Source organism: Mesotoga sp. UBA6090 (assembly GCF_002435945.1).
Classification (GTDB): Bacteria; Thermotogota; Thermotogae; order Petrotogales; family Kosmotogaceae; genus Mesotoga.
Genome location: NZ_DIXC01000040.1, coordinates 1 through 22,709, shown reverse-complemented (window position 1 = coordinate 22,709; position 22,709 = coordinate 1). Strand labels below are relative to the sequence as shown.

Genomic DNA, 22,709 nt, shown 5'->3' with positions numbered 1-22,709 from the left:
TCTATGTAATACCGTGATATAATCGATCAACTTTTCTTTCTCCCAATGGAGGTCAATATGTTCTTTGCGATAATTCCGGCCATTGTTTTCGGCTGGGCATTAGGGGCAAATGACGCTGCAAATGTCTATGGTACGGCGGTTACTTCGGGACTTGTGAAATACCGCCTGGCTGTGGTGTTGTCCGCAATATTCATACTAATAGGCGCTCTTCTAGAAGGTTCAAGGGGTCTTGAGACCATTTCCAGCGTCAGTAGCCAGACGCTCCTCACTGCTTCCGTAAGCACCATTGGCGCGGCGATCTCGATGACGTTAATGACTTACTTGGGAATCCCATCTTCTTCATCTCAGGCAATGATGGGGGCAATTCTGGGAATCGGAATACTTAACTCCACGGTGGATTGGTCTGTACTTACGAAAGTTGTGATCTGCTGGATAACAACACCAATCGGAGCCGCAATCGGTTCCTTCCTTCTATACAAGATCTTTGCAGTAATGTTCAGAAGAATAAAGACCGTTCAGGCTCAAGATCTTTCCTTGAAAATTGGAGCTCTCATAATTGGCGCGTATGGTTCCTACGCCTTGGGTGCGAACAATGTTGCGAATGTTACAGGACCCTTTGTCGGAATAATACCCCTGGAGGTAGCTGCACTTGTAGGGGGACTGAGTATTGCTCTCGGCGTACTTACTTTCAGCAAGAGGGTTATGTACACCGTCGGAAAGCAGATCACATCACTCGACCACTTCTCAGCTGTGATTGCTACCTTTTCTCAAGCGATTACTGTGTGGATCTATGCCTTGATTGGCGTGCCGGTCTCGACCTCACAGGCCATTGTTGGAGCGGTGATCGGTGCCGGGCTGGCAAGAGGTTCAAGAGACATCAATTACAAGATTCTTCGAAACATCGCTCTTGGTTGGCTGCAGACGCCTTTAATTGCCGGTTTAGTCTCCCTTGGCCTCTATCTGCTCATAAAAGCTGTCGGGGGCCTTTTCTGATCACACTCTTCTCTTAAGAACAATTATCTCCATACGATCGGAGCAGTCCTCAGAGAGATTCGCAATATCTCCAATTGAGAGAACAAGTTCGCGGAGCTGCCTTTTCTCAGCGAGTGAGAGATTCATCTCGAAAATCTTCTTCACAAGCGCCCGCTCATGACTATCCTCAGTATTCTCGAGGCGTTCCGTTTCCTTTATCTTTTCTTCAGCGACACTTAGCTCTTGGAAGAGATTTACTGCCGCCTCCTTGGCTGCCTCAAACGTCTCTGCTGCAAGCTGAACCTGTTTCAAGAGGTCTGTTTTCAACTCAGAAGGTATTACGAGATGCTGCAATACAATCTGATCAACCACGTTCTCCGCCTCATTTGCGACTTTGTCGAAAGACTCTGCAAGACCTAGGAAGTCGCCACGGAAATTCGGGAGGAACGCTCCCTGATACATCGAGTTTTCCATTTCGCGTCTCTTTGCATCGGCGGCCGACTCCATTTTTCGCACCTCTTCCGAATAGATCTCCACAGAAGATAAATCATCATTCTGGCTGGCAAGAAAGACCTTTTCAAGGTTTTCCAGGGTTCTCGATATGAAATCCAGATGCTCATTAAACAGCTGAATGATCGCCATTTCTTTCTTACCAAAAAACATTAGAGGTCCACCTCCGGGCTTCAATATACTGACAAATCCATTAGAGCCTCCGATTCCTTTCACTTCATCACACCCAGTCCTTAGAATTTTCCATGGTGTACTTGACAGACTCTAATAGATTCTATTATTTATATATTATGCCACTTTTATCCTAAAGTTATCTGGTAAGCATTAAATGAGATTCTTGACTTGACTTCGAAATCGTCACTGTGAAAGAAGTCCCAACATAACGAATAGATCGCAAATTATGAAGATCAAAGACGAGTGGAGGCGATAAAATGCAAATAGCAGGCTACTCGAAGGAATACACAGAACAGATGCTTCGCATTCAGCGTGTCTATGAAATGGAGCACCCTCTAGCGGAGAGATTCGCATTTGAAGATCTGAAGAACCCATTGCTGAATGGAAGAAAGAACATCTTCCTCGCTGTGGACAATGGACGTGTAGTAGGTTTCTTACGGTTTCTTACGAGACAGAATTTCAGTACAGCCCATTTCCATCACATCTGGCTTGATATAACTGTAGACGAAGGAGCTGACAATAACTTGATGTCGCTTCTTTATGAAACTGCGCTTCCTTCGATTGTGGATACGACCAGTAACTTCTTTCCTGCAGCGGGAACGAAAATTTGTGTCAGAATTGCCGACAGCGAGAGTGAAAAAAAGGATTTCTTCTCCAACAAGGGCTTCGCTCACTGGATAGACTTCGAGTATATGGAAAGAGACTTGAAAAGAGAAATTAGCTCTCACCCATTTCCATCAGGTCTTATAATCTCTCAAATGAAGCCGAGGAAGTCGCCAGAAATCCTGAAATACCTCCTGGCAGAGCAATCCTGTTTTCCAGACTCACCTCTCGAGTACAAGTATCTCCACTATTTCTTCAGCAGACCTGAGTGGAAGAATGAAGGTCTTATCCTTGCCTCACTGGACCTAAAACGGAATATCGCAGGAAGCGTCATGCTTTACCCGGACAATACTGACAATTCAAAGTTTCACACCGAAGAGATCTTCGTTGTCGAAAGATGGAGGAATAAAGGCCTTGCAAGAGCGCTTCTGGCTGAGTCTCTGAAGTACCTTAAGAAAAAGGGAAAGGACAGAGCCTTTCTCTCGGTCACTTCGGACCGCACTTCAGCAAAGAGATTGTACGAAGAAGCCGGATTCAGATTTCTTTACAAGAGAGAAGTACTGACTCTCAAGATCTGAAATACTCTCTTTTCTTCGGTATTATTCCAGAAGCTTTGCCAAGACTTTTCGAGATTCAACGGCCATATCGTAGACAATTCACCTTATTGTTTATCTTTGTGTAGATGCTTATTCTAAGTGTTTGCCATAATGCTTTCTTTCTGTTATACTCTTTTGGGAGGTGAAATCATGGAATCGTCTGAACTTTTCTGGGAAAGTAGTATCGAAGAACTGGAGGCCGGTTACAAGCTCCTGGACGGGGCTTATATTTGTCTCTTATGCGGGAAGTCTTTCGAGGAAGGATTGATATATCGAATCAGCGGCGATAAACTTATGGACGCTGAGAGAGCTGTTAAGGAGCACATTGCAATAGACCACAGATCTTCCTTTGATTCATTTTTGCAGCTAGATAGAAAATACACTGGACTCTCGGAACAACAGCAGACCATGATGCAGTATTTCTACGAAGGTGTGGGTGATAAGGACATCTCGAAACGCCTGGGATTGACACAATCTACAGTAAGGAACTATCGTTTCAGACTCAAGGAAAAAGCAAGACAGGCAAAAATCTTCCTGGTTCTCCACCACATGATGGAGAAAAGCTTTAACGAAGAAGACAGAATAGTTGACGTTCATAGAAGTGCTACTATGATCGACGAACGCTATTCAGTAACTGAATCTGAGCGGCTCGAACGCCTATCAAGATTCTTCAATGAGAATGGTGAGCTTATCAGGTTCCCGAAGAAAGAGAAGGACAAGATAATCGTCTTAAGGGAAATTGTCAGAGTCTTCAAACCCGGTCTCAATTATAGTGAAGAACAAGCCAACGAAATGCTGAAAGCATTCTATGATGACTACGTTCTTCTGAGAAGATATCTGATCGAATATGGACTGATCGACAGGAAACCGGACGGTAGCGCTTACTGGCTGGTATTCTAATGAATGTTAATGTCAGTTTAAGTTGACGAGCTTAATTCCCTATATAGGCAAATAACGGAGATCTCCATAACAGGACTTTACAGTTGTTAACACACAGGAGTGTTATAATTGATTTAGCTATACAAACGAATAGCTATTTCACAAACGGAGGTGATTCTTTGAAGTTGCTTACAAAGACTGAAAAGACAACGATTAAACGATTCCAGAATTTCGAAAGAATCGACAAAGAGATAGGAATCGACAGAATTGTCGAATTTCTTCACACTAATCTGGAAGAATACGGTGACGATAGATCTGCTATCAGAAGATCAATGGACTATGCCTTCTCCGATGAAAAGGGTAAAGGTGGATTTGTTCTGGTAGCCATGCAGGGAAAAGAGATCTGTGGAGCCTCTGTGGTGAATGACACGGGGATGAAAGGATATATACCGGAACACATCCTCGTCTATATTGCTGTCGACAAGGCAGTGAGAGGGGCCGGTATTGGAAAGAGGCTGTTGGAACAGATAAAAACGCTTTGCAACGGTGATATAGCGCTTCATGTCGAACAGAACAATCCCGCAAGATTTCTGTACAAGAAAATGGGCTTCAAGACAAAGTATGCCGAGATGCGGTTTGCTCAAGAATAAAATAAATGGAAGATAGAATACAAACCTCTTGGAAAAAACGAGAACTTGTGAGAGAATTAATAGCGATAATAACAGTCGGCAATAGGAGGTTTGATCAATGCCTGATGAAAATGAAAAGAAGATACTCGTTGTCTACTACTCTCATGATGAAAGCACGAAATCGATTGCTGAGTCCATAGCAAACGAAACGAATGCCGATCTTCTCGAACTGAAACCTTTGGATGAAAAAGGTGGAAGGAGAGTCAGATACATCTGGGAGGGGGAAAGCGTAAGTATGAATCCCATTCCACCTCTCGAACCTTTTTCGGTAGATCCGAATGAGTACGACCTCATTTTTCTCGGTTCGCCGGTCTGGGCAATGAGCTACGCTCCGCCAGTGGAGAGTTTTTTGAGGAAAGCTACGCTTTCAAACAAAAACATAGCACTTTTTTGCACTCACGAAGGCCTAATGGGAATCGTCTTTCAAGAAATGATCAGCAAATTATCTGATAACAAGATCGTTGGTGCGATTGATTTCTACGATCCCATTGGTTCAGGTGTGAAGTACGCTGCAAATGCAAGTGCCAACTGGGCAAGGCAGGTATTGAAATCGATTAACTAAAGATCCTCGATAATCATCAATTGTGCGAGGCCCTTGCCTTTGAGCTATAGACAAGGGTCTTATTATTTGGAGTCCCACTCTAAAATGATCGAAGAACGAGAAACTCAAGAAGCCACCTGGACAATGGAATGAAGCATGACACTATTCCCGAACAAGTGCTCTTCCTCCAGGGTGACGGTGATAATAGCATAAAGCGTCATAATCAAATCTACTCAACAGAGAATAGTTCCGGTACGAAAGCAGGATGCGGTATAATCTTGGCGAATGAATCGAAAACCGTATCTAAGAGGGGTTGATTGTATTGGAAGATTACAGGTGGATCTATTTGATCATCCTTCTGCAGACAGTTTTTCTCGGGGCAGCGCTTTTCTTTGGACAGGACTTGACCCTCTCCTCTGCTCAGAGCGGTCTTTATCATGAGTCACACATTAGGGAAACAGCAGGAGAATTGCTCCACGAATATTTCGGAAGCTATGAAGATCGATCAGTTCCCTCAGATTCAAGATTGACCGGCTTCGTGATAGAAGACATCAAGATCCGTGAGGAATCCAGTGATTCGGCTGTTTTGTTGGCTTCAGTCTCCTTCAAGCCTTACGATATTGATGCTTCGAGATGGGCTTACCTAGCTACTCGTGATGGTCAGTGGATAAAAGACCTTCGCTTAACAGTGTACCTGGAAAGGGATCAGTCGGGTCGCTTTTCGATCGTCCACACCGACCCCTCTATTTAGAAGCAGTCTTTTTTGTAGACTTGAAGACGATTCTTTCCTTTGCTCTTTGCAGCACGAAGTGCCAGGTCGGCACGGTATATCATACCGTCGACACTGTCTCCATCTCCGAGATACTCTGTAATCCCTATGCTCACTGTAGCAGTGGTGTCCTCTTCCAAGCTTCTTTTCTCAAGCCGATCGAGGATTCTCTTCCCCATAGACTCGGCGCCTTCCATGGCAACCCCGGGCAGGATTATCAAGAACTCGTCTCCACCCCACCTGATTATCCGGTCGGAATTCCTGATGATCATCTTAACTGATTCGACCACCCATGAAAGAATAAAGTCACCATATATATGGCCCAGGGAATCGTTTATTGCCTTGAGGTCATCGACATCAAGCATCATCAATGAGAGAGGTGTGGAGAATCGATTCGATTTCTCGATCTCTGCGGCAGAAAACTCCTCGAGCCCGTACCTGCTCAGCGCGCCCGTTAGAGGATCGTAATAGGTGAGTCTTATGATCTCTCCTCTGCTTCGAATTCTGCTGATCGCCTCGGTGACATGCGCGGCCAGTAATTCTGCGAGCTCAACATCCTCGCTGTCAAACGCGTCCCGCTCAGTTGATATCGTTTGAAAAACTCCAAAGTTTCCAAGAGGTATGCTCAGCGCGGATTTGTAGTCGCTACTTCTTGGCCTTGCCTCTTGGCACGTCGTAATATCGGGAAAGACGAGAGTTTTTCCCTCCCAGAGGGTCCTCCCGGCGACTCCTTCGTACTTGCTGTAGCGTTCCTCACCATTATTTGGAACTGAATTGGTCACCCTCTTCACAACGAGATCTTCCCCCTCCACAATGTCTAGACTGTATACAGCGAATTCTAGAATTCTGCAGGACGCATTTATGAAGAGATCATAGACCTCTTCCTCCGTATCTGCCTTCGCCAGTTCAAGGGCTACCTCATGAAGTCTCCGTATCTTGTTCCTGCTCATCTGGAGCTTATACTTGGCTTTCTCACTATCGCTTATATCAATCGAGTACTTTACGCTAACGAATCCGGAATCTCTGTCTTTTAGATCTACCACGAAACTTCTAAAGTATTCGCTTTCTCCTTCATGTTGAACCATCTCAATGAAACTCTCTTTTCTGGGAGACATATCTTGATCTTGAGTAATGAAGCCAGCTTCCTTTGCCATCTCATTCAGCCATAACGAGTCGCAAGAACTATTTTTTATAGAGACTGCAACCGGTGCGTCCTGAACGATCTTTATGAAGGAGGAAAGAAGAGAGTTCCGGTAGCCTTCGCCGGCCAGGTGTCGACCTAACTCTTCAAATCTGATCTTGACTGTGCAATCGTTCTTCTCGGCCTTGACCAAATAATAACGCGGCACGCCAAAAGCCTTGGTACAACACGCTAAGTCAGTACTCTCTCCATTACTTGCCCTGAGAATGATTGAAGATAGATCTTCAATTCCCAGCATTGAGGAAAGCCTTCCAATGTCGTTGTACGTAGAGAAGATTTCGCTCAGCCTGGAGTCCGATTTTCCGGATCCAGTACTGTCAACAAGATCGATGCTATCTTCATTGACAGAAAAGACTAGCTCGAATTCCTCCATTTCTCGGTTATCGAGATGAAGAGACCTCGATTCAAAGTTCTTAAAAGGCATCCCAAAATTCTTTTCTCCGAACATTCTCAACCACCCTCCAACTTCTTAACTAAATCGTTGCAAAATCATGCCACCAGAAGAAAGAAGTCATTGAATGATCGCACTTAAGTTAGTATAATCTAAAACGTCGACACACATTAGGATTCTGGGATGAGATTAATTTGAAGAAGACTTATCAATGGACACCAAAGACCACTGCGTTAATAGTAGTTCTGATTATCGTGAAATCCCTTGTCTTTTACGCTTACACTGCTGAGCTTGCAAGGGCATCCCTGTTGCTTGGAACACTCTCCTGGTTGGCATTCCTTCTACTGCTTTTCTGGGTGGTGTTCAGAGGGAAGTTCTTTCTTCTGTACTGTGTTATCTCATGTATTCTCTTCGTTGATTTTTTATACTTCCAGTATTTCGGTTTTCTACCTTCGGTGAAGGAACTTGTTCATGTCGGACAAGTAGGTGCGGTAAAAGACAGCATAATCTACGTCCTTCATCCGGTAAGCTTCATATTTATAGTCGATTTGATACCCGTTGGTTTCTATCTGAGAAAAAAGACTTCTTCGGTAGAAGAATGGACAGGAAGAAAGCCGGGGTACACGGATATCCTTATTACGATTGTTATGTTGATAGGCCTTATTTTACCTTTTTCCTCTGAAGCGCTGCAATCTTACTTTGTCTTCAATAGATACGGCGTACTTGCCTATCACATGTTTGATCTGGTGAAAGCAGTCCCCGGAGTTGACAAAGGAATAGCCGTTGACGAAAGAGTCTCGTACAACGGTTACGTCAATAAGATGGCGGAGGCAGGCAAGTACTTTTCCATTGCAGAAGGCAGGAACATCATCGTGATACAATTGGAGTCATTCCAGGATTTCCTTGTTAACTTCTCTTACAATGGTCAGGAAATCACACCGAACCTAAATCGTCTGATCTCGGCCGATTCCCTATATTTTGATGAAGTATATCAACAGGTCGGAGCGGGAAATACTTCTGATTGCGAATTTGTTATTCTCAATTCAATGCATTCGCTCGGAGAAGTCTCCGTATATCAGACAAGAGAAGACAACAGTTTTTACAGTCTACCATCGCTTCTCAAGTCTGAAGGCTACCACACGGTTGCATTTCATGGCAACAACGGGTGGTTCTGGAACCGGGAGAAGATCTATCCAGCGTTAGGTTTTTCCGATTTCATTAGTCTAGAGGACATGGAAAGCGATGAGATTATCGGTTTTGGACTGAGTGATTTCTCGCTGTTCAGGCAAACGCTGGAGCATCTAGAAAGTTTGGTGGAACCGTTCTTTGCATTCATCGTGACGCTCACCAGCCACAATCCGTATGAAATTCCCGAGGAATTGAGAAGCATAGAGCTACTTCCCGAGCACGAAGAGACCCTATTCGGCAACTACATTCAGTCTGTCAATTATGCAGACAGGGCACTCGGTAAATTTGTCGAAGGTCTTGAGAAGGCCGGGCTGTATGAAGACTCCCTGATAGTCCTATATGGTGATCATGCGGGGCTGTACCCATTCAACAAAGAGAACAAAGACATCTTGACCGATCTTCTTCAAGACGAGTATGATTTCGCGCAGGCGATGAATATACCGCTGATCTTTCACATACCGGGTTCCGATCTTCGGATAGTCAACTCTACAGTTGGCGGTCAGATTGATTTCTTCCCGACTCTTCTGAATCTCATCGGAATAGTGGAGCGAAACGGGATCCTTTTCGGACGTGATCTTTTGAATGCTTCATCGGGATTTGCCGCATTGACTCATTACGTCCCCGAAGGCTCCTTCATCGATAATAGTAGAGTGTTTATCATGTCAAGCGACGGAGTACTCAACAACAGCAGCGCAATCAACAGGAACAGCGGAGTAGAGATAGCTCCTTTCAGTTGCCTGGATGGATATAAAGACTCCATACAGCAGATAGCAGCCTCGAAGTATTTCATTCTCAACAACTCGATTTCGAAGCTGACGAGCGGAACAGGCACCAAAGAAAACTAGACCCTGAAAGCGAAAGGATCACGAGAGCTTTAGCTTTGCCGCTCGGTATGAAGCATCGTTGTGTCCGGCTACAAAAGCTGTCAAGGGATCTATCGTTGTCTTCTATTCATTCTCAAATAAGTTGATATACCAAACAATTTGACCTGCTTTGTCTTGCTTTTCCTATACTCAATATCGGTCGGCTCTACCTATTCCTTTATGCCAGTGCCGACAAGACTTTTTACGAAGAGATTCTGCAACAGGAAGAAAACGACAAGCGTTGGAATGACTGCAATCATAGTACCGGCCATGATTATCCCCCAGTTGTTAGCAGATTCGGCATCGATCAGCATTTTCACTCCAATTTGCACTGTCTTCATCTTATCTTCCATCGTAACTATCAGAGGCCACAAATATATGTTCCACGAATAGACAAAGTTTATGATCGCCGAACCTGCAATGATCGATTTGGAAAGAGGCAGAAGGATCTTCAAGAAATACTTGATCGGACCGGCACCATCGATTCTGGCAGCGTCCTCCAGAGAAAGCGGAATCGTCATGAACTGCTGCCTCATTAAAAAAGTGTTTGTTGCACTCGCCATAAATGGGATTGTCAGCGCCCAGTAGGTATTTACCCACCCAAATCTGTTCATCAACGAGAATAGTGGAACAATCATAATAGTCTCCGCCGGCAGGAAGAGCGTTGCAAATAGAAAACCGAAGGCCAGCCCTCTTCCGGTGAACCTAAAGTTTGAAAAGGCGTATCCCGCAAGTGTTCCCGTTACGAGCTTGCCAAGAGTAATCGCAATTGACACGATTGCACTGTTTAGAAGCAGACGCGCAAAAGGAACAGTCTTGAAAGCATCGAAGTAATTCTTGATATGGAACGCTGTCGGGAAAAACTTCGGGGGAAAAGAAAAGACACTTTGAGGCGGCTGAAGACTCATAGTGATAGCAAGAATCAACGGCATTATGAAAATGAATGAAATCGAAATCAGGACGACTTCAATAATCACTGTATTCAGTAGTTTCCTAGTAGACTTCTTCATGGCCGCACCTCATTGGTAGTGAACTCGCCTTTCTGCAACCGTGAAATAGATAATAGTTACAACTATCATTATGAGAAACATGATAACACTTTGAGCTGAGGCAGGTCCCCTCTTCTGATAAGTGAAGGCGTCCAGGTACAGTCTGTAGATCATGTTTGTTGTATAGCCGCCGGGTCCGCCCTTAGTCATTACATCGACTATTGCAAACGACGTGAACATCGTGCTAACAATATTCATTATTACGAGATAGAACGTTATTGGTGAGACCAGGGGAAAGATGATTCTCCATGTTTTCTTCATCACCCCTGCACCATCTAGAGTAGCTGCTTCAAGCAGATCTCCTGAGACATTTTGGATGCTGGCAATATAAAAAATCATATTGAAGGGGAGTATTTTCCATACCGTGGCGAAGATCAAGGCATAGAATGCATACGGTTTCGAAGTCAACCATTCGACCTGAACTCCGAAAAGCTTCATGAATACATAGTTGACATGACCAACAACCGGGTTTAGGAGAAAAGTCCATAACGTACCGGCGATTGCCGGTGAAACCGCATAAGGAGCAAATAAAAACGTCCTATAGAGCTTTGTGCCCGGAACATTCTGAGTAAGAAGCATAGCAATTATGAAGCCTAGAAATATTGAGATTGTCACAGATAGTCCCACGTAAACCACTGTCATCCGCACCGATGAGAGATACTGCTCATTGTTGAATAAATTAATGTAGTTCTGAATCCCCACAAAAGTAGTCTTGTTACCGAAAGTAGACACCCTGTAAAGACTCAACCTGAAAGCCTCTACTGCGGGATAGTAGATAAACAAGACTATTATCAGAAAGGTAGGCACCAGCAAAAGATATGGTAACCACTTTCGCATTCTCCACCTCCAGATCAAAGGGAGCGGGCCTTGAACCCGCTCCACTCAGAAAAAGAAAAGACTAATAGTTTGCTTCGTTATAGTCGACTATTGCTCGTGTTGCACCGTCCTCGGCATATTTTAGCGCCTGCGCAGGTGTCATTTCCCCTGCAATCATTTTCTCGATGGCAGTGGTCACAACCGTCCTGATCTCAGGAAAAGCGCCAGTTATTGCACCGTTTGTATTGTAGCTTTGCACAGAAAGCAGCAGCTGCAGTAACGCCGTTAGGTGATCAGGATAATCACCGTAGTAACCACTTGCAACTAGCTTTTCAACTGAGTCTTTTCTGACTGGAAAGTAGCCAGTTGCCTTGTGCCATTCAATCTGCTGCTCAGTTCCGGCCATGAATTTTATGAATTCCCATGCTGCCTTTGTTTCTGCATCTGGATGGCCATCAATCAACCACAGACTCCCTCCGCCGATAATCGCTCCTCCGGCCTTTGAGTCTGCCGGTCTAGGCAAGAAAACACTGCCAAGTTCGAATCCGTTTGTCTCCGCAGATTCCATCATAAGAGCTACATCTGAAGTTGAAGTCATGAGCATTGCGGCTTTCTGAGAAATGAACAGGTTTCTTGCTGCGGTCCAATCCTCAAATTTGGTGTTAATCATGGTGCCTTCTTGGGACATGGCATTCCACCATTCAAAAATCGCAAGACCCTCTGGCGTGTTAAACACTGCTGCCGTAGGTCTCCCCGTTCTACCATTATTCTGATTGATAAGCGGAGCATCTTGAGCTGCCATAAGCTGTTCAAAGAACCAGGAATTCAAAGATACTGTAAAACCTGCCTGCTCAACATTCCCTGAGGCATCCTTCACAGTGAGCTTTCGCGCCACATCGATGAAGCTCTCGAAAGTCGTTGGTGGATCGTTGGGATCCAAGCCTGCTTTCTCAAAAAGCATCTTGTTATAGAATACGATGGCATTAGAAGAGTTGAAGGGCATGGAATAAAGCTTTCCGTTCACTCTGTAATAGTTTAGCACCTGAGGCATGAACTTCCCGATGTCAAAGGACGGATCGGCCTCCATCATCTCTTCGATTGGAATTGCGACCTCTCCATCTATCATCATCTGAGTACCGATTTCGAAGACCTGAACTACATGAGGAGCCGTTCCTGCCTGAACCCCGGCGATCATCTTGTTCAGAGTGTCTCTGTAGCTTCCAGTGTACTGCACTTCAACCTTGATGTCAGGGTGTAATTTCATAAATGCATCTGCCTGAGACTGCAGAAAATCGATTCTCCAGCCACCCATTGCATGCCAGAACTGGATTGTTGTTGCGGACAGTACGAGTGAGAAGATCAACACGATCGAAAGAAGAAGAAGCTTTCTCAAAAGAACCACCTCCATGTTTGGGATAGGACCTTAAGCCAAAGCAACTGCTCAGACAGACAAAGAGAAAACAGCCTCCAAAAAGGTAGGCAGTTTTCTCTTTGTCAGTACCACCATATGTTCATTGTACTACAAAGCTTACAAAAAACAAAACATAGAATTACGCTTCCAAACTATCTGGTTTTTTCGCGGTAATCAAGGAGGAGCCTGTCGATCCCACCAACCTTTTCCCTTTCAGCCTTCCAGAAATCCTGAGACATCGTGCCGTTGAGTTCTTCAACAGTTCTCCCCTGTTGTTCGACCCAGGTATAGTACTTCAAATTGTGCCATCTCATTCGGTTCTCCATGGTCCCTTCGAATATCCAGTCCGTCTTTGCTCCAAGGGCAAACGATTCGAACCTGTGCTTCGCTTCATCCATGGTGAGGCTACCGTAAGTCTTTGTCATGTTCGCCATTACAGAATGATAGCGATCCATGTTGTCTGTTGCAATGGTCACGATGTTGTCTTCGCCGGTCATTTTGTAGTGCTTTGCCATCTTTATAGCACCGACGACGTTCGCAACTCCCGAGATACCGAAAATATCTGCCATTGTCTCCACATCTTTTTCCTTTAGAAACTGCTTCAAGAATCTCTTGCCCTCGTCATCGGTCATGACCTGGAGCAGTTTCTTGCATTCGATGTCATCAAGCGCAACAACTGCATCGTTGTTCATCACATTGTGAATCCAGGTCACGTGTTTGTCTCCGATTCCCTGAATGTCATGGCCACCATAACCATTGAGCGAAAGAGTCGGGCACTGCACGGGTTCTCCTGCCACTATCTTCACTTCAGGATATACTTCCTTTATCCTGTCGCCGCAAGCGATAGTCCCTGCCGAGCCGACCGTCGCAACGACCGCGGAGACCCTGCCGTTACCGAGCCTGAGCTCGTCCATCATCTCCAGAATCGTGTTTCCTGTCACATAATAATGAAATCTATAGTTTCCGAGCTCCTCAAACTGATTGAGAACACGGACTTTCTCTGGATTGGCTGCCTTCAATTCCTTTGCTTTATCGTAAATCTCTTTCACGTTCGACTCACAACCTGGGGTTGCTATAACTCTCGCGCCATACTCTCTAATTATGTCGAATCTCTCAGAGGACATCTCTTCGGGAAGAATGACTACTGAATCGAACTTCATTCTGCATCCGACCCAAGCGCCTCCGATTCCATAGTTGCCTGTAGAAGGCCAAACCAAAGTGTGGTAAGTTGGATCCACTTCGCCTCTCAAAACCTTTTCCATCAAAATCGAATAAGTCGCTCCCACCTTGTGGCTGCCAGTGGGGAAATCCTTTCCGTACAGAATGACGATATTTGCATCGACTCCAGTAAATTCCTTCGGAAGAACGAAATAGTAGATCCTGTTATCGATGTCTCTCCAGGAAATGTTGTACAGATTTATCGGATCCAGAGGATCTTCCTCCCTCATCTTCCAGGCGATCTCTCTCGTTTTTCTGTCGATCTTCTCTGGATGCAGCATTTCCTCGAACGTTGGACCAAGCACAAACTTACCCATGTTAATCCTCCTTGTCAAACACCAACTATACTAATTACTCGAATTTCCTTCGATTAGACTCAGCACGTACTCAGGAGTTACGGGTATTCTTCTTACCCGCTTTCCAACTGCCATGGAAACGGCATTGGCAACCGCGGCAGGAACCGGCATGAGTGATGGTTCACCAATTCCCTTAGCGCCGTACGGCCCTTCGGGGAAGGGATCCTCCACCACATCAATAACGAGCTCAGAGGGAACTTCATGGACAGTTGGGATAATGTATGTGTTGAAGTTGTCGGAGATAATTTTGCCATCTCTATGCTTCAGATCTTCATATATTGCGTACCCCATACCCTGAGCGAATCCTCCCTGTATCTGACCTATCACTCCTTCGGGATTTACGGACTTTCCTACGTCATGAGCTGTGAAAGCCTTCAAAACTTTGGTTGAGCCCGTTGCTAAATCAACTTCAACCTGTACAACCTGACTCGCATACGAGTACGTTACATAAGCCTCTCCGATCCCATTTTCCATATCGAAATTCAATTTCGGAGTCTCATACCAACCGGTCTCAAACAACTTGACATTTCTCTTGTAAGCCTCTTCGACTATTTCATCAAATCTCATTCTCTTTCCGTCTTCATCATAAACAGAGCCGCCTGCAAACTTCACGCCGGCGGAGCTGCTACCCGTTATTTCACGGAACACGGGAATCAATTTTTCCCGCAAAGCAATACAGGCACTTCTTACCGCGTTTCCTGAATAGATAGTAGTCCTGGAGGCTACTGTCGGTCCGCTGTCCGGGACAAAGGCCGTGTCCGGCTGATGGACCAGGATTCTTTCTATTCTCTGACCCAGCTCTTCGGCAGCCATTATCGCGATTACTGTCTTTGCCCCCTGTCCCATTTCCGTTCCACCGATTCTTACTTCTACAGAACCGTCTTTATTTATCAGGACGTGCGCGCCGGACTTGTCAAGAGCCTGTCCACCGGCGCCAAGACTTACCCCATAGAAGATGTGAGAAACTCCCACACCCCTCTTGAAGTCCTCGTTGTCCTTGTTGAACTGCTCTGTCTCTGCCACCAGTCTCTGCCAGTTCGAGGCCTTCTTGACTCTCGATAGAGTCTCCGGTGCTCCGACACTGTGAAGCAGAAGATGATCTGTAGAAGTTCTCGATCCTCTCTTCAGCGTGTTGATTTCTCTGAACTCCATGGGATCGAACCCCATTTGAGAAGCTATATCATCAAGCATACTTTCGACAGCAAAGAGAACCTGTGGCGATCCAAAGCCCCTGAAAGCTCCGGGCGGAACCTTGTTAGTGTAGACGGCGCAAACATCAACATCGACATTTTCAATCTCGTAAGCGCCGGCTGCATGCACAAGCGTTCTAAACATGACGATTGGCGTGAGCGTGGCATAAGCTCCCATATCCATACAGGCCTCTATCTGCATCGCCTTGATTTTCTTTCCTTCAAGAGCAACTTTATAATGAGACTTGACCGGATGACGCTTTGAGGTGGTTTGAATATCGATCTCTCTCGAATATATCAGTTTCGCAGGCCTTTTGAGATTGTAGGAAGCAACCGCTGCGTAAGCAGCGACGTAAGAGGGAACATCTTCCTTGCCTCCAAATGCTCCACCCGTTTCGGTCTGTATGACTCTCACCCTGCTCATTGGAATGCCCAGAACATGCGAAAGCGCTCCCTGCACATAGTAAGGGCACTGCATAGTACCGTAGACCGTAAAACCGTAGTCAATATCCGGTACTACTATTACTCCCTGGGTCTCCATGTAGGCCTGCTCCTGATAGTGCGCATAGAACTCTCCTTCAAAAACAAGTTCACAGTTCTCAAAATATCCAGATGGATTTCCTTTTCGTATTTTCTTCGAAACTCCGATATTTGACTTTCCATGAACAAGAACCTCGTCCTTCAAGGCATCTTCTATTGTCAGTACCGGCCGGAGCTCTTCGACCTCTATCTTCACAAGATCAGCGGCTTCTTCGGCAGTTTTCTTATCCTTCGCAGCAACTACCGCCACTACGTCACCGTAAAATCTGATCTTCTCTCCTTCCTTCACAAGACAAGGCATATCTCTTATTACGTCGCCAAGCTGATTCTCACCGGGAATATCCTTCCAGGTGAAGACACCTTCCACACCGGGAAGCCTTATGGCGGCTGAAGCGTCAATCGTCTTGAGAACCCCGTGAGCTTTCTTCGCAATAACCAGAGCACAGTAAACCTGTCTGTCAAAAGAAACATCGGCAGCAAATTTCGCCCGGCCATCAACCTTTTCCAGGGCATCTACCCTCTTGATTCTTCTGCCAACAACTCTCTCTTGCAAATCAGACATCTTCACCCTCCCCAACGAAAAGCGGTACAAAGCCATTCTTCTCGATATCAACCAAGCCGAGATTCGTCAACTTCAATTTCGGAATAACTGAAAGCTGAACAAATGACAGGGTCATGAAGAGATCTGGTAGACTGCTTCCCATTGATTTTGCCGCTTCCTTCAGTTCAACCAACCTCTCTGCAACTTCTCTACTGGTGAGGTCCGACATGAGGCCGGCTATCTTCAGAGGCAGCTCAGATATTATCTTTCCGTCAACTACAGCCACAAGACCTCCGCCCATCTCAATCACCCTGTTGGCAGCGAAGACCATATCGGAATCACTTACACCGAGCACACCCAAATTATGCGAATCATGACCGACCGAAGTGGCCACAGCTCCCTTTTTCAATCCCGAACCCTTTGCAAATGCAACCGACATGGATTTTTCCTCGTTGTAACGACAGATCGCCGCAAGTTTCAATATATCTTGCGAAGGGTCGCTGACCACAAAATCGTCTTGAATTCTCGCAACCTCAACCGAAGCTCCCGTCAAGACTTCACTTCCCAGAAGCTCGATAACTCTGATTCGCCTTCCTTTAGCCACCACTTTGAGATCGTTCTCACTTATCTTCTGACACTTGAATGTGTTGATCTTCTCCTGAGGAAAGCTCCTGGAAATCACATCTGCTACAAGCTTGCCGTCTCTCGCGACAACCTTCGAGTCCTTGAAGACTATTCTTGGACTGAAGAAATTGAGATCGTCGACCACAACAAGGTCCGCCTTATATCCGGGCGCAATTGCTCCCATAGACCTGAGATTGTAGTGCCTTGCCGTGTTTATCGTCGCCGCCCTTATCGCAATTATTGGATCAATACCGTGCTTAATGGCCTTTCTGACATTGTGATCGATGTGACCCTCTCTGATAATGTCGTCAGGGTGCTTGTCGTCAGTGCAGAAAGAGACGAATGGATAAGTCTTGTCATTTATGAGTGGAAGAAGCGGAACGAGGTTTCTCTCAACACTGCCTTCCCTAATTAGAATCTGCATTCCTCTTGCGAGTTTTTCACGAGCTTCCTCGACGTTTGTACACTCGTGTTCAGACCTCACAAATGCACATATGTAAGCGTTGAGGGGCTTCCCAAGGACGCCAGGGATGTGTCCGTCTATCTTCTTGTATTTATGCCGAATCAATTCGATCTTTGCTATTGAGTCTCGATCACCATTGATGATGTCGGGAAAGTTCATCACTTCGCCCAGACCAAGAACCCTATTTTGAAATTTCTCAACGAACCCAATCATATCCATGACACTGATAGTTGCTCCCGATGTTTCCATGGTGGAAGCGGGCACTGCAGAAGGAATCATTATGTATAGATTAACAGGAACGCCCTCTGTCGACCTTATCATGTACTCTATTCCGGCGAGACCCATGACGTTGGCGATTTCGTGAGGATCTGCTATCGCTGTCGTGGTTCCTCGTGCAAGAATTGTCTTGGAGAATTCGACGGGCGATACCATCGATGATTCTATGTGCAAATGGGCATCAATAAGGCCAGGTACTACGTACGAACCTTGGAGGTCGATGACCTCCACGCCTTCTTCGTAATCGCCAATTCCGGCTATTCTCTTCCTGAAAAGAGCGAGATTCGCCTCTTCCACCTCGCCACTGAACACGTTGACTACTTTGCAGTTCTTAAGCAGAACGTCAGCCGGCTTATCACCCCGAGCTACCGGAATTATATCAATAATATTCGTGCCAATCGCCTCCTTTCGAGGAGTTCTTGGATAGGAAAACAAGACCCCCGCATTGCAGGGGTCTCTCTGTCATTCAAAAACACTCGTGACCCTTCTAGTCTTGATCTCTTCAGAGAGCTTCTCGATAAACGAGTCGAGTTCAATGGATCCAAGATCTTTTTCACTTCGCAGTCTTACCGATACGGTGCCGTACTCTCTTTCTCTATCCCCGACTATCAACATATAGGGCACTTTGAGCATCTGCGCGTCCCGAATTTTGTAATTTGTGGATTTCTGCCTGTCATCAACCTCGACTCTGAACCCCTTGTTCTTCAGTTCAGAAGCGACTGACTCAGCGTATTCGATGTGTCTGTCGGCTATGGGGATAACTGCAACCTGGGTCGGAGCAAACCACGTTGGGAAGGCTCCTGCGAAGTGCTCGATAAGTATCCCCATGAATCTCTCAACTGAACCGAAGATGGCTCTGTGAATCATAACGGGCTGATACTCCTCGTTGTCAGGACCGATATACTTGATTCCAAATCGTTCCGGCATCATGAAATCCAGCTGAATGGTCGCGCACTGCCATTCTCTTCCGAGTGAATCCTTTATGTGATAATCTATCTTCGGACCGTAAAAGGCACCATCGCCTTCATTCACCTTAAACTCCATATTCTTTGCCTTCAGGGAATCCTCAAGTGCCTTTGTAGCAATATCCCAGAGCTCCACTTCGCCCATGTAATCTTCAGGCCTCGTCGAAAGCTCCGCCCTGTACTCGAAATTGAAAGGCGAATATATCTTCTCTACGAAGTCGATCACTCCCATGATCTCCTGCTGTATCTGTTCTCTGGTACAGAATATGTGAGCATCGTCCTGAACGAATCCCCTCACTCTGAACAGACCGTGCAGAACACCGGAACGTTCGTATCTGTGGACCTTTCCGAACTCAAAGAGTTTCATTGGAAGATCTCTGTAGCTCACAGACGAGGACTTGTAGACTATGATATGACCGGGACAATTCATTGGCTTCACCGCAAACTGCTGGTCCTCTTTCTCCGTGAAGTACATGTTGTCCCTGTAATGATCCCAGTGACCTGATGTTCTCCACAGGGCATCCGACATAACCTGTGGCGTACTCACTTCTCTGTAGCCGTCTTCAATGTGCTTCTCTCTCGAGAATTGAAGTAGCTGATTGAGCATCTCCGTTCCCTTTGGAAGGAATACAGGCATTCCGGGCGCGTATTCGTAATTGATTGTGAAGAGGCCAAGCGCCGGACCAAGCTTCCTGTGATCCCTCTTCTTTGCCTCTTCAATCATCTTGAGATAATCCTCGAGATCGCTCTTCTTTGCGAAGGCCGTTCCATAAACTCTCTGAAGCATTTTGTTCTTCTCATCGCCTCTCCAGTACGCACCGGATACCGATGTGAGCTTGAAATACTTGACCTTGCCAGTCGAAGAAATGTGAGGACCCCTGCAAAGATCGACGAATTCTCCCTGCCTGTAGAATGTGACGGTTTTTGCGCCGGTGTCCTTTATCAGATCCTCAATGAGCTCTACCTTATAAGGCTGGTCCTCCTTCTTCATGAGAGCTACTGCATCACTCACGGGCAACTCAAACCTCTCCACGGTGAGATCTTCTTTGATTATCCTGTTCATCTCAGATTCGATCTTCGGCAAATCCTCTTCAGTTATTCTTATATCGCCCAGATCTATGTCGTAGTAAAATCCATTCTCGATTGTAGGCCCTATGGCAAGCTTGACTTTCTCCTTACCATAAATTCTTATTACTGCCTGAGCAAGAATATGCGACATTGTATGTCTGAAAAAGACTGCCGCTTCAGGATCCTTATCAAGTACCAATCTAACCGAAGCGTCACTCTCAATAGGTCTTTCCAGATCCCACAGCTCTTCATCAACTACCGCACCGAAAGTTCGCCTGGCCAGCCCCTCGGAAATGTCTCTTGCAATCTCCGCTGGTGTCACTCTTCGCCCGTATTCTCTTATAGAACCGTCGGGCAGTTTTATAGAAATACCCATAATATCCTCCTGATTACGGTATTATCGCCACAGCTTCCATTTCTACCGGCGCATTCTTGGGCAAGTTAGAGACTTCAACGACAGCTCTCGCGGGCTTGTGTTCCTTGAAATACGTCATGTAGATTTCATTTAGTATCGAGAATTTCCCCATATCCCTAACATAGATGTTCACTTTCACGATATTGTCCAGACTCGACCCGCCGGCGGCGACAACCGCGAATAAATTCTCCAGTGACTGTCTGCATGCTCCTTCGAAATCTGTCACCAGCTCACCGGTCAACGGGTTGAGGGGGATCTGTCCAGAAACAAAGAGAAAACCACCCGCCGCAATTGCTTGAGAATATGGTCCAACCGCCGCCGGCGCCTTGTCAGTACTGATAACCCTCAACACAGTAACACCTCCTATTTTGGTTAATTATATCATTACAGAATAGATGAAGCGACGCATATGCACTTTCAAAAACGCATTCGTGAAGAGAAACAATGTAGAATCGATCCGTATATGATTGAAGAGATAAGAGCAAGCAAAGCCCTTACAAAATCAAGCATTCCTTTAACCGATTTCACGGTCAATCCTTATGTTGGATGCACAATTGGCTGCAAATACTGTTTTGCAAGGTTCATCGGCTCTTTCAAGTACTGCCACGGCAGATGGGGCAGAGACGTTCAGGTTCGTAAGAATATTGTCTCTCTTCTGCGAAAAGAGATTACTTACCATCCCAAGCGAGCCGTGTTTCTCAGCACGGCCTGTGATCCATATCAGCATATAGAAGAGAAGTATGAAATCACCCGTGAAATACTGAGAATACTTATCTCCCATCGGATTCCTGTATTAGTAATGTCAAAGTCCGCTTTGGTCAGAAGAGATATAGACCTGCTGAGAGCCTCTGAAGGAGAAGCGAGGGTTTTAATAACGGTAACTACGGACATAGACGATGTCAGAAAGATTCTTGAACCAGGTTCATCTTCCTTTGAAGAAAGGCTCGAGACAATCGACATGCTTATTGCCAACGGCATCGAGGTCGGTGCCTTTGTCGGTCCGGTTCTCCCGATGAACGCGACCAGAGTTGCCTTTGAGCTTTCAAAGAGGGTCGAAGAAGTACACTTAGATCCAATGAACTACACTTTTCAGGTTAGAGGCATCTACAGAGAATTCGGCTGGCAGAGATGGCTCAGCACCGAGGCTTACGAAAATGTCAGAGAAGAATTCTCCCGATTACTGCAGGTCGATTAGCTAAAACACCAATCCCGCCGCAATATAAGGACAGAATTCCAAATTCTCGAGTGAAGGCGTGAAATCGAGATTCAAACCACCCTCAAGAAACAGGCCGGAATCAGACACACCTAAGCCGGCCCGAACTCTGGCCGGGAGATCCCAGCCTTCGATTTTGCCTCCAAGTACGTCAATCAATCCCCTGACCTGAACCCCCAAGCCAGCCTTTATATATAGAACAGTTATGGGAAGTTTGAAATTCAGGCCTGCATAACTTAAGAACGGATCTGAAAACTCAATCCTTCTTTCCGAGGGCCACACCTGAGCGAAAGGTACATCCAGAGAGATAAGCCCGATACTGCCGATAAGCGAAAGTCTGGCGCAGCTAAGGCTGCTTTGATCAGATTGAATAACGTCAACGCCTATCCCAAGATCGATCTCTACAGCAATCATAGTAGAAACCAGGACTAGAGAAAGAATCATCAAAAAGAACACTCTCACAGACAACACCCCCAGATGAGAACGTTTCAGAAACAACAACCGAATACACAACCTATTATAAACCAAGCGCAAGGAAGAGCAAGAAAAAGTCATACGATGAATCCTCCCTCTTTTCACTATAAACCGGGCAATAGCGCGATGGTTTTTAGAAAGCATTTGCCGTGGCAGTCGATTCTTCTTTTCTAGCTGAAAAGTGAAGCTATTATCACTGATAGGCTTCACCGAAAAACAATTCGCAGCTGCGAACAGTCGAACTATAGCCAAATAATCAGTGTTATTTTCTCCTCTTTGATCGTGGTTGGCTATAACGGCATTGACGAACTGAACGAAAGAGATGGTACACTTTGCATGATGTATAATGCATCATGTTCATTATTTGTTAATCTTTCTTCACGAAGAGCGGGGCGTTCTACGACGGTTCCGCACAAGGAGGTGTTTGGATGAAGCTAAACAAGGTACTCGTAGTCGCAATGGTCATGCTAATTGGGGTTTCTGCACTTGGCGCAACGATCAAGGTAGCATTGGTTGCACCATTCACAGGACTGGGTTCTATTCTTGGCGACTACATCAAGATGGGCGCACAGTTGGCGCTTGAAGAGATCAACGCTGCAGGAGGAGTCAACGGTGATCTGCTCGAAATGGTCGTGTATGACGACGCAGCAAATCCAAGCACGGCTGCAAATGTCATAAGAAGAGCTCTTTTTCAGGACAACGTTGTGGCCGTAT

Annotated in this window: 20 protein-coding genes; 9 read left to right on the top strand and 11 right to left on the bottom strand. The window is 45.8% G+C overall.

Translation table 11 applies throughout. From position 1 onward, the window contains the following. The first annotated feature begins 57 nt into the window (after positions 1-57). Positions 58-993 carry an inorganic phosphate transporter gene (locus tag B3K42_RS05755; RefSeq protein WP_292597440.1) on the top strand — a complete coding sequence of 312 codons (936 nt, stop codon included), beginning with the start codon at positions 58-60 and terminating at the stop codon, positions 991-993. Here the strand turns inward: B3K42_RS05755 and B3K42_RS05750 are convergent, their stop codons facing one another. Next, on the bottom strand, positions 994-1,698 hold the full coding sequence (locus B3K42_RS05750; protein ID WP_292597438.1) for a TIGR00153 family protein: 705 nt from the start codon (positions 1,696-1,698) through the stop codon (positions 994-996). It lies immediately after the preceding gene. Positions 1,699-1,913: 215 nt separating this feature from the next. Between B3K42_RS05750 and B3K42_RS05745 the strand changes: the two genes are divergently transcribed. The 5 genes from B3K42_RS05745 (at position 1,914) to B3K42_RS05725 (ending at position 5,715) form a co-directional block, all read left to right on the top strand. Next, complete coding sequence (locus B3K42_RS05745; RefSeq protein ID WP_292597435.1) at positions 1,914-2,837, top strand: GNAT family N-acetyltransferase; 924 nt, start codon at positions 1,914-1,916, stop codon at positions 2,835-2,837. Positions 2,838-3,005: 168 nt separating this feature from the next. Then, positions 3,006-3,755 (top strand): DUF2087 domain-containing protein, encoded by a 750-nt coding sequence (locus B3K42_RS05740; RefSeq protein WP_292597432.1) that lies wholly within the window; start codon positions 3,006-3,008, stop codon positions 3,753-3,755. Positions 3,756-3,913: 158 nt separating this feature from the next. Further along, the gene (locus B3K42_RS05735) at positions 3,914-4,384 is read left to right on the top strand and encodes a GNAT family N-acetyltransferase (protein WP_292597429.1); all 471 of its coding nucleotides are present in this window, start codon (positions 3,914-3,916) and stop codon (positions 4,382-4,384) included. A 97-nt stretch (positions 4,385-4,481) separates the two neighbouring features. Continuing rightward, positions 4,482-4,985, top strand: coding sequence for a flavodoxin family protein (locus tag B3K42_RS05730; RefSeq protein ID WP_292597426.1), 504 nt, complete (start codon positions 4,482-4,484; stop codon positions 4,983-4,985). A 301-nt stretch (positions 4,986-5,286) separates the two neighbouring features. Continuing rightward, positions 5,287-5,715, top strand: coding sequence for a hypothetical protein (locus B3K42_RS05725; protein ID WP_292597424.1), 429 nt, complete (start codon positions 5,287-5,289; stop codon positions 5,713-5,715). Here B3K42_RS05725 and B3K42_RS05720 read toward each other — a convergent pair. Then, positions 5,712-7,382, bottom strand: a complete 1,671-nt coding sequence (locus B3K42_RS05720; RefSeq protein WP_292597422.1) for a sensor domain-containing diguanylate cyclase — start codon at positions 7,380-7,382, stop codon at positions 5,712-5,714. The two genes, B3K42_RS05725 and B3K42_RS05720, sit on opposite strands and share 4 nt — an antisense overlap. 137 nt (positions 7,383-7,519) lie before the next feature. On the opposite strand from B3K42_RS05720, the gene B3K42_RS05715 reads away from it, so the two are divergent. After that, a complete protein-coding gene (locus B3K42_RS05715) occupies positions 7,520-9,358 on the top strand; it encodes an LTA synthase family protein (protein WP_292597420.1) in 1,839 nt (612 codons plus the stop codon). A 188-nt stretch (positions 9,359-9,546) separates the two neighbouring features. Here B3K42_RS05715 and B3K42_RS05710 read toward each other — a convergent pair whose 3' ends face one another. The 8 genes from B3K42_RS05710 to B3K42_RS05675 all read right to left on the bottom strand — a co-directional run bounded on the left by B3K42_RS05710 (position 9,547) and on the right by B3K42_RS05675 (position 20,660). Then, a complete protein-coding gene (locus tag B3K42_RS05710; RefSeq protein WP_292597417.1) occupies positions 9,547-10,386 on the bottom strand; it encodes a carbohydrate ABC transporter permease in 840 nt (279 codons plus the stop codon). A gap of 9 nt (positions 10,387-10,395) precedes the next feature. Continuing rightward, entirely contained in the window at positions 10,396-11,262 is an 867-nt protein-coding gene (locus tag B3K42_RS05705) for a carbohydrate ABC transporter permease (RefSeq protein WP_292597415.1), read from the bottom strand. Between the two features lie 61 nt (positions 11,263-11,323). Further along, on the bottom strand, positions 11,324-12,634 hold the full coding sequence (locus B3K42_RS05700; RefSeq protein WP_349680958.1) for an ABC transporter substrate-binding protein: 1,311 nt from the start codon (positions 12,632-12,634) through the stop codon (positions 11,324-11,326). Positions 12,635-12,804: 170 nt separating this feature from the next. Continuing rightward, a complete protein-coding gene (locus tag B3K42_RS05695) occupies positions 12,805-14,187 on the bottom strand; it encodes a PLP-dependent cysteine synthase family protein (protein ID WP_292597412.1) in 1,383 nt (460 codons plus the stop codon). 30 nt (positions 14,188-14,217) lie between these two features. Next, complete coding sequence (locus B3K42_RS05690) at positions 14,218-16,518, bottom strand: xanthine dehydrogenase family protein molybdopterin-binding subunit (RefSeq protein ID WP_292597410.1); 2,301 nt, start codon at positions 16,516-16,518, stop codon at positions 14,218-14,220. Continuing rightward, a complete protein-coding gene (ade, locus tag B3K42_RS05685) occupies positions 16,511-18,259 on the bottom strand; it encodes an adenine deaminase (protein ID WP_349680960.1) in 1,749 nt (582 codons plus the stop codon). The genes B3K42_RS05690 and ade overlap by 8 nt, the downstream gene beginning before the upstream one ends. 63 nt (positions 18,260-18,322) lie before the next feature. Continuing rightward, on the bottom strand, positions 18,323-20,269 hold the full coding sequence (thrS, locus tag B3K42_RS05680) for a threonine--tRNA ligase (protein ID WP_292597406.1): 1,947 nt from the start codon (positions 20,267-20,269) through the stop codon (positions 18,323-18,325). Between the two features lie 13 nt (positions 20,270-20,282). After that, positions 20,283-20,660: a RidA family protein gene (locus tag B3K42_RS05675; RefSeq protein ID WP_121552334.1), complete on the bottom strand. Its 378-nt coding sequence runs from the start codon at positions 20,658-20,660 to the stop codon at positions 20,283-20,285. Positions 20,661-20,717: 57 nt separating this feature from the next. Here B3K42_RS05675 and B3K42_RS05670 point away from each other — a divergent pair, with 57 nt between their 5' ends. Beyond that, positions 20,718-21,503, top strand: a complete 786-nt coding sequence (locus tag B3K42_RS05670; protein ID WP_292597402.1) for an SPL family radical SAM protein — start codon at positions 20,718-20,720, stop codon at positions 21,501-21,503. On the opposite strand, the gene B3K42_RS05665 is transcribed toward B3K42_RS05670, so the two are convergent. Continuing rightward, positions 21,504-21,983, bottom strand: coding sequence for a hypothetical protein (locus tag B3K42_RS05665; protein WP_292597400.1), 480 nt, complete (start codon positions 21,981-21,983; stop codon positions 21,504-21,506). It lies immediately after the preceding gene. Between the two features lie 440 nt (positions 21,984-22,423). Between B3K42_RS05665 and B3K42_RS05660 the strand changes: the two genes are divergently transcribed. Then, on the top strand, positions 22,424-22,709 hold a 286-nt coding region (locus tag B3K42_RS05660; protein WP_292597397.1), incomplete at its 3' end, for an ABC transporter substrate-binding protein.

Bases quoted from the DNA above. Each gene is read 5' to 3' on its own strand.
- B3K42_RS05755 (WP_292597440.1), top strand. From the start codon at position 58: ATGTTCTTTGCGATAATTCCGGCCATTGTTTTCGGCTGGGCATTAGGG.
- B3K42_RS05745 (WP_292597435.1), top strand. From the start codon at position 1,914: ATGCAAATAGCAGGCTACTCGAAGGAATACACAGAACAGATGCTTCGC.
- B3K42_RS05740 (WP_292597432.1), top strand. From the start codon at position 3,006: ATGGAATCGTCTGAACTTTTCTGGGAAAGTAGTATCGAAGAACTGGAG.
- B3K42_RS05730 (WP_292597426.1), top strand. From the start codon at position 4,482: ATGCCTGATGAAAATGAAAAGAAGATACTCGTTGTCTACTACTCTCAT.
- B3K42_RS05720 (WP_292597422.1), bottom strand. From the start codon at position 7,382: ATGTTCGGAGAAAAGAATTTTGGGATGCCTTTTAAGAACTTTGAATCG.
- B3K42_RS05710 (WP_292597417.1), bottom strand. From the start codon at position 10,386: ATGAAGAAGTCTACTAGGAAACTACTGAATACAGTGATTATTGAAGTC.
- B3K42_RS05705 (WP_292597415.1), bottom strand. From the start codon at position 11,262: ATGCGAAAGTGGTTACCATATCTTTTGCTGGTGCCTACCTTTCTGATA.
- B3K42_RS05695 (WP_292597412.1), bottom strand. From the start codon at position 14,187: ATGGGTAAGTTTGTGCTTGGTCCAACGTTCGAGGAAATGCTGCATCCA.
- B3K42_RS05690 (WP_292597410.1), bottom strand. From the start codon at position 16,518: ATGTCTGATTTGCAAGAGAGAGTTGTTGGCAGAAGAATCAAGAGGGTA.
- thrS (WP_292597406.1), bottom strand. From the start codon at position 20,269: ATGGGTATTTCTATAAAACTGCCCGACGGTTCTATAAGAGAATACGGG.
- B3K42_RS05670 (WP_292597402.1), top strand. From the start codon at position 20,718: ATGCACTTTCAAAAACGCATTCGTGAAGAGAAACAATGTAGAATCGAT.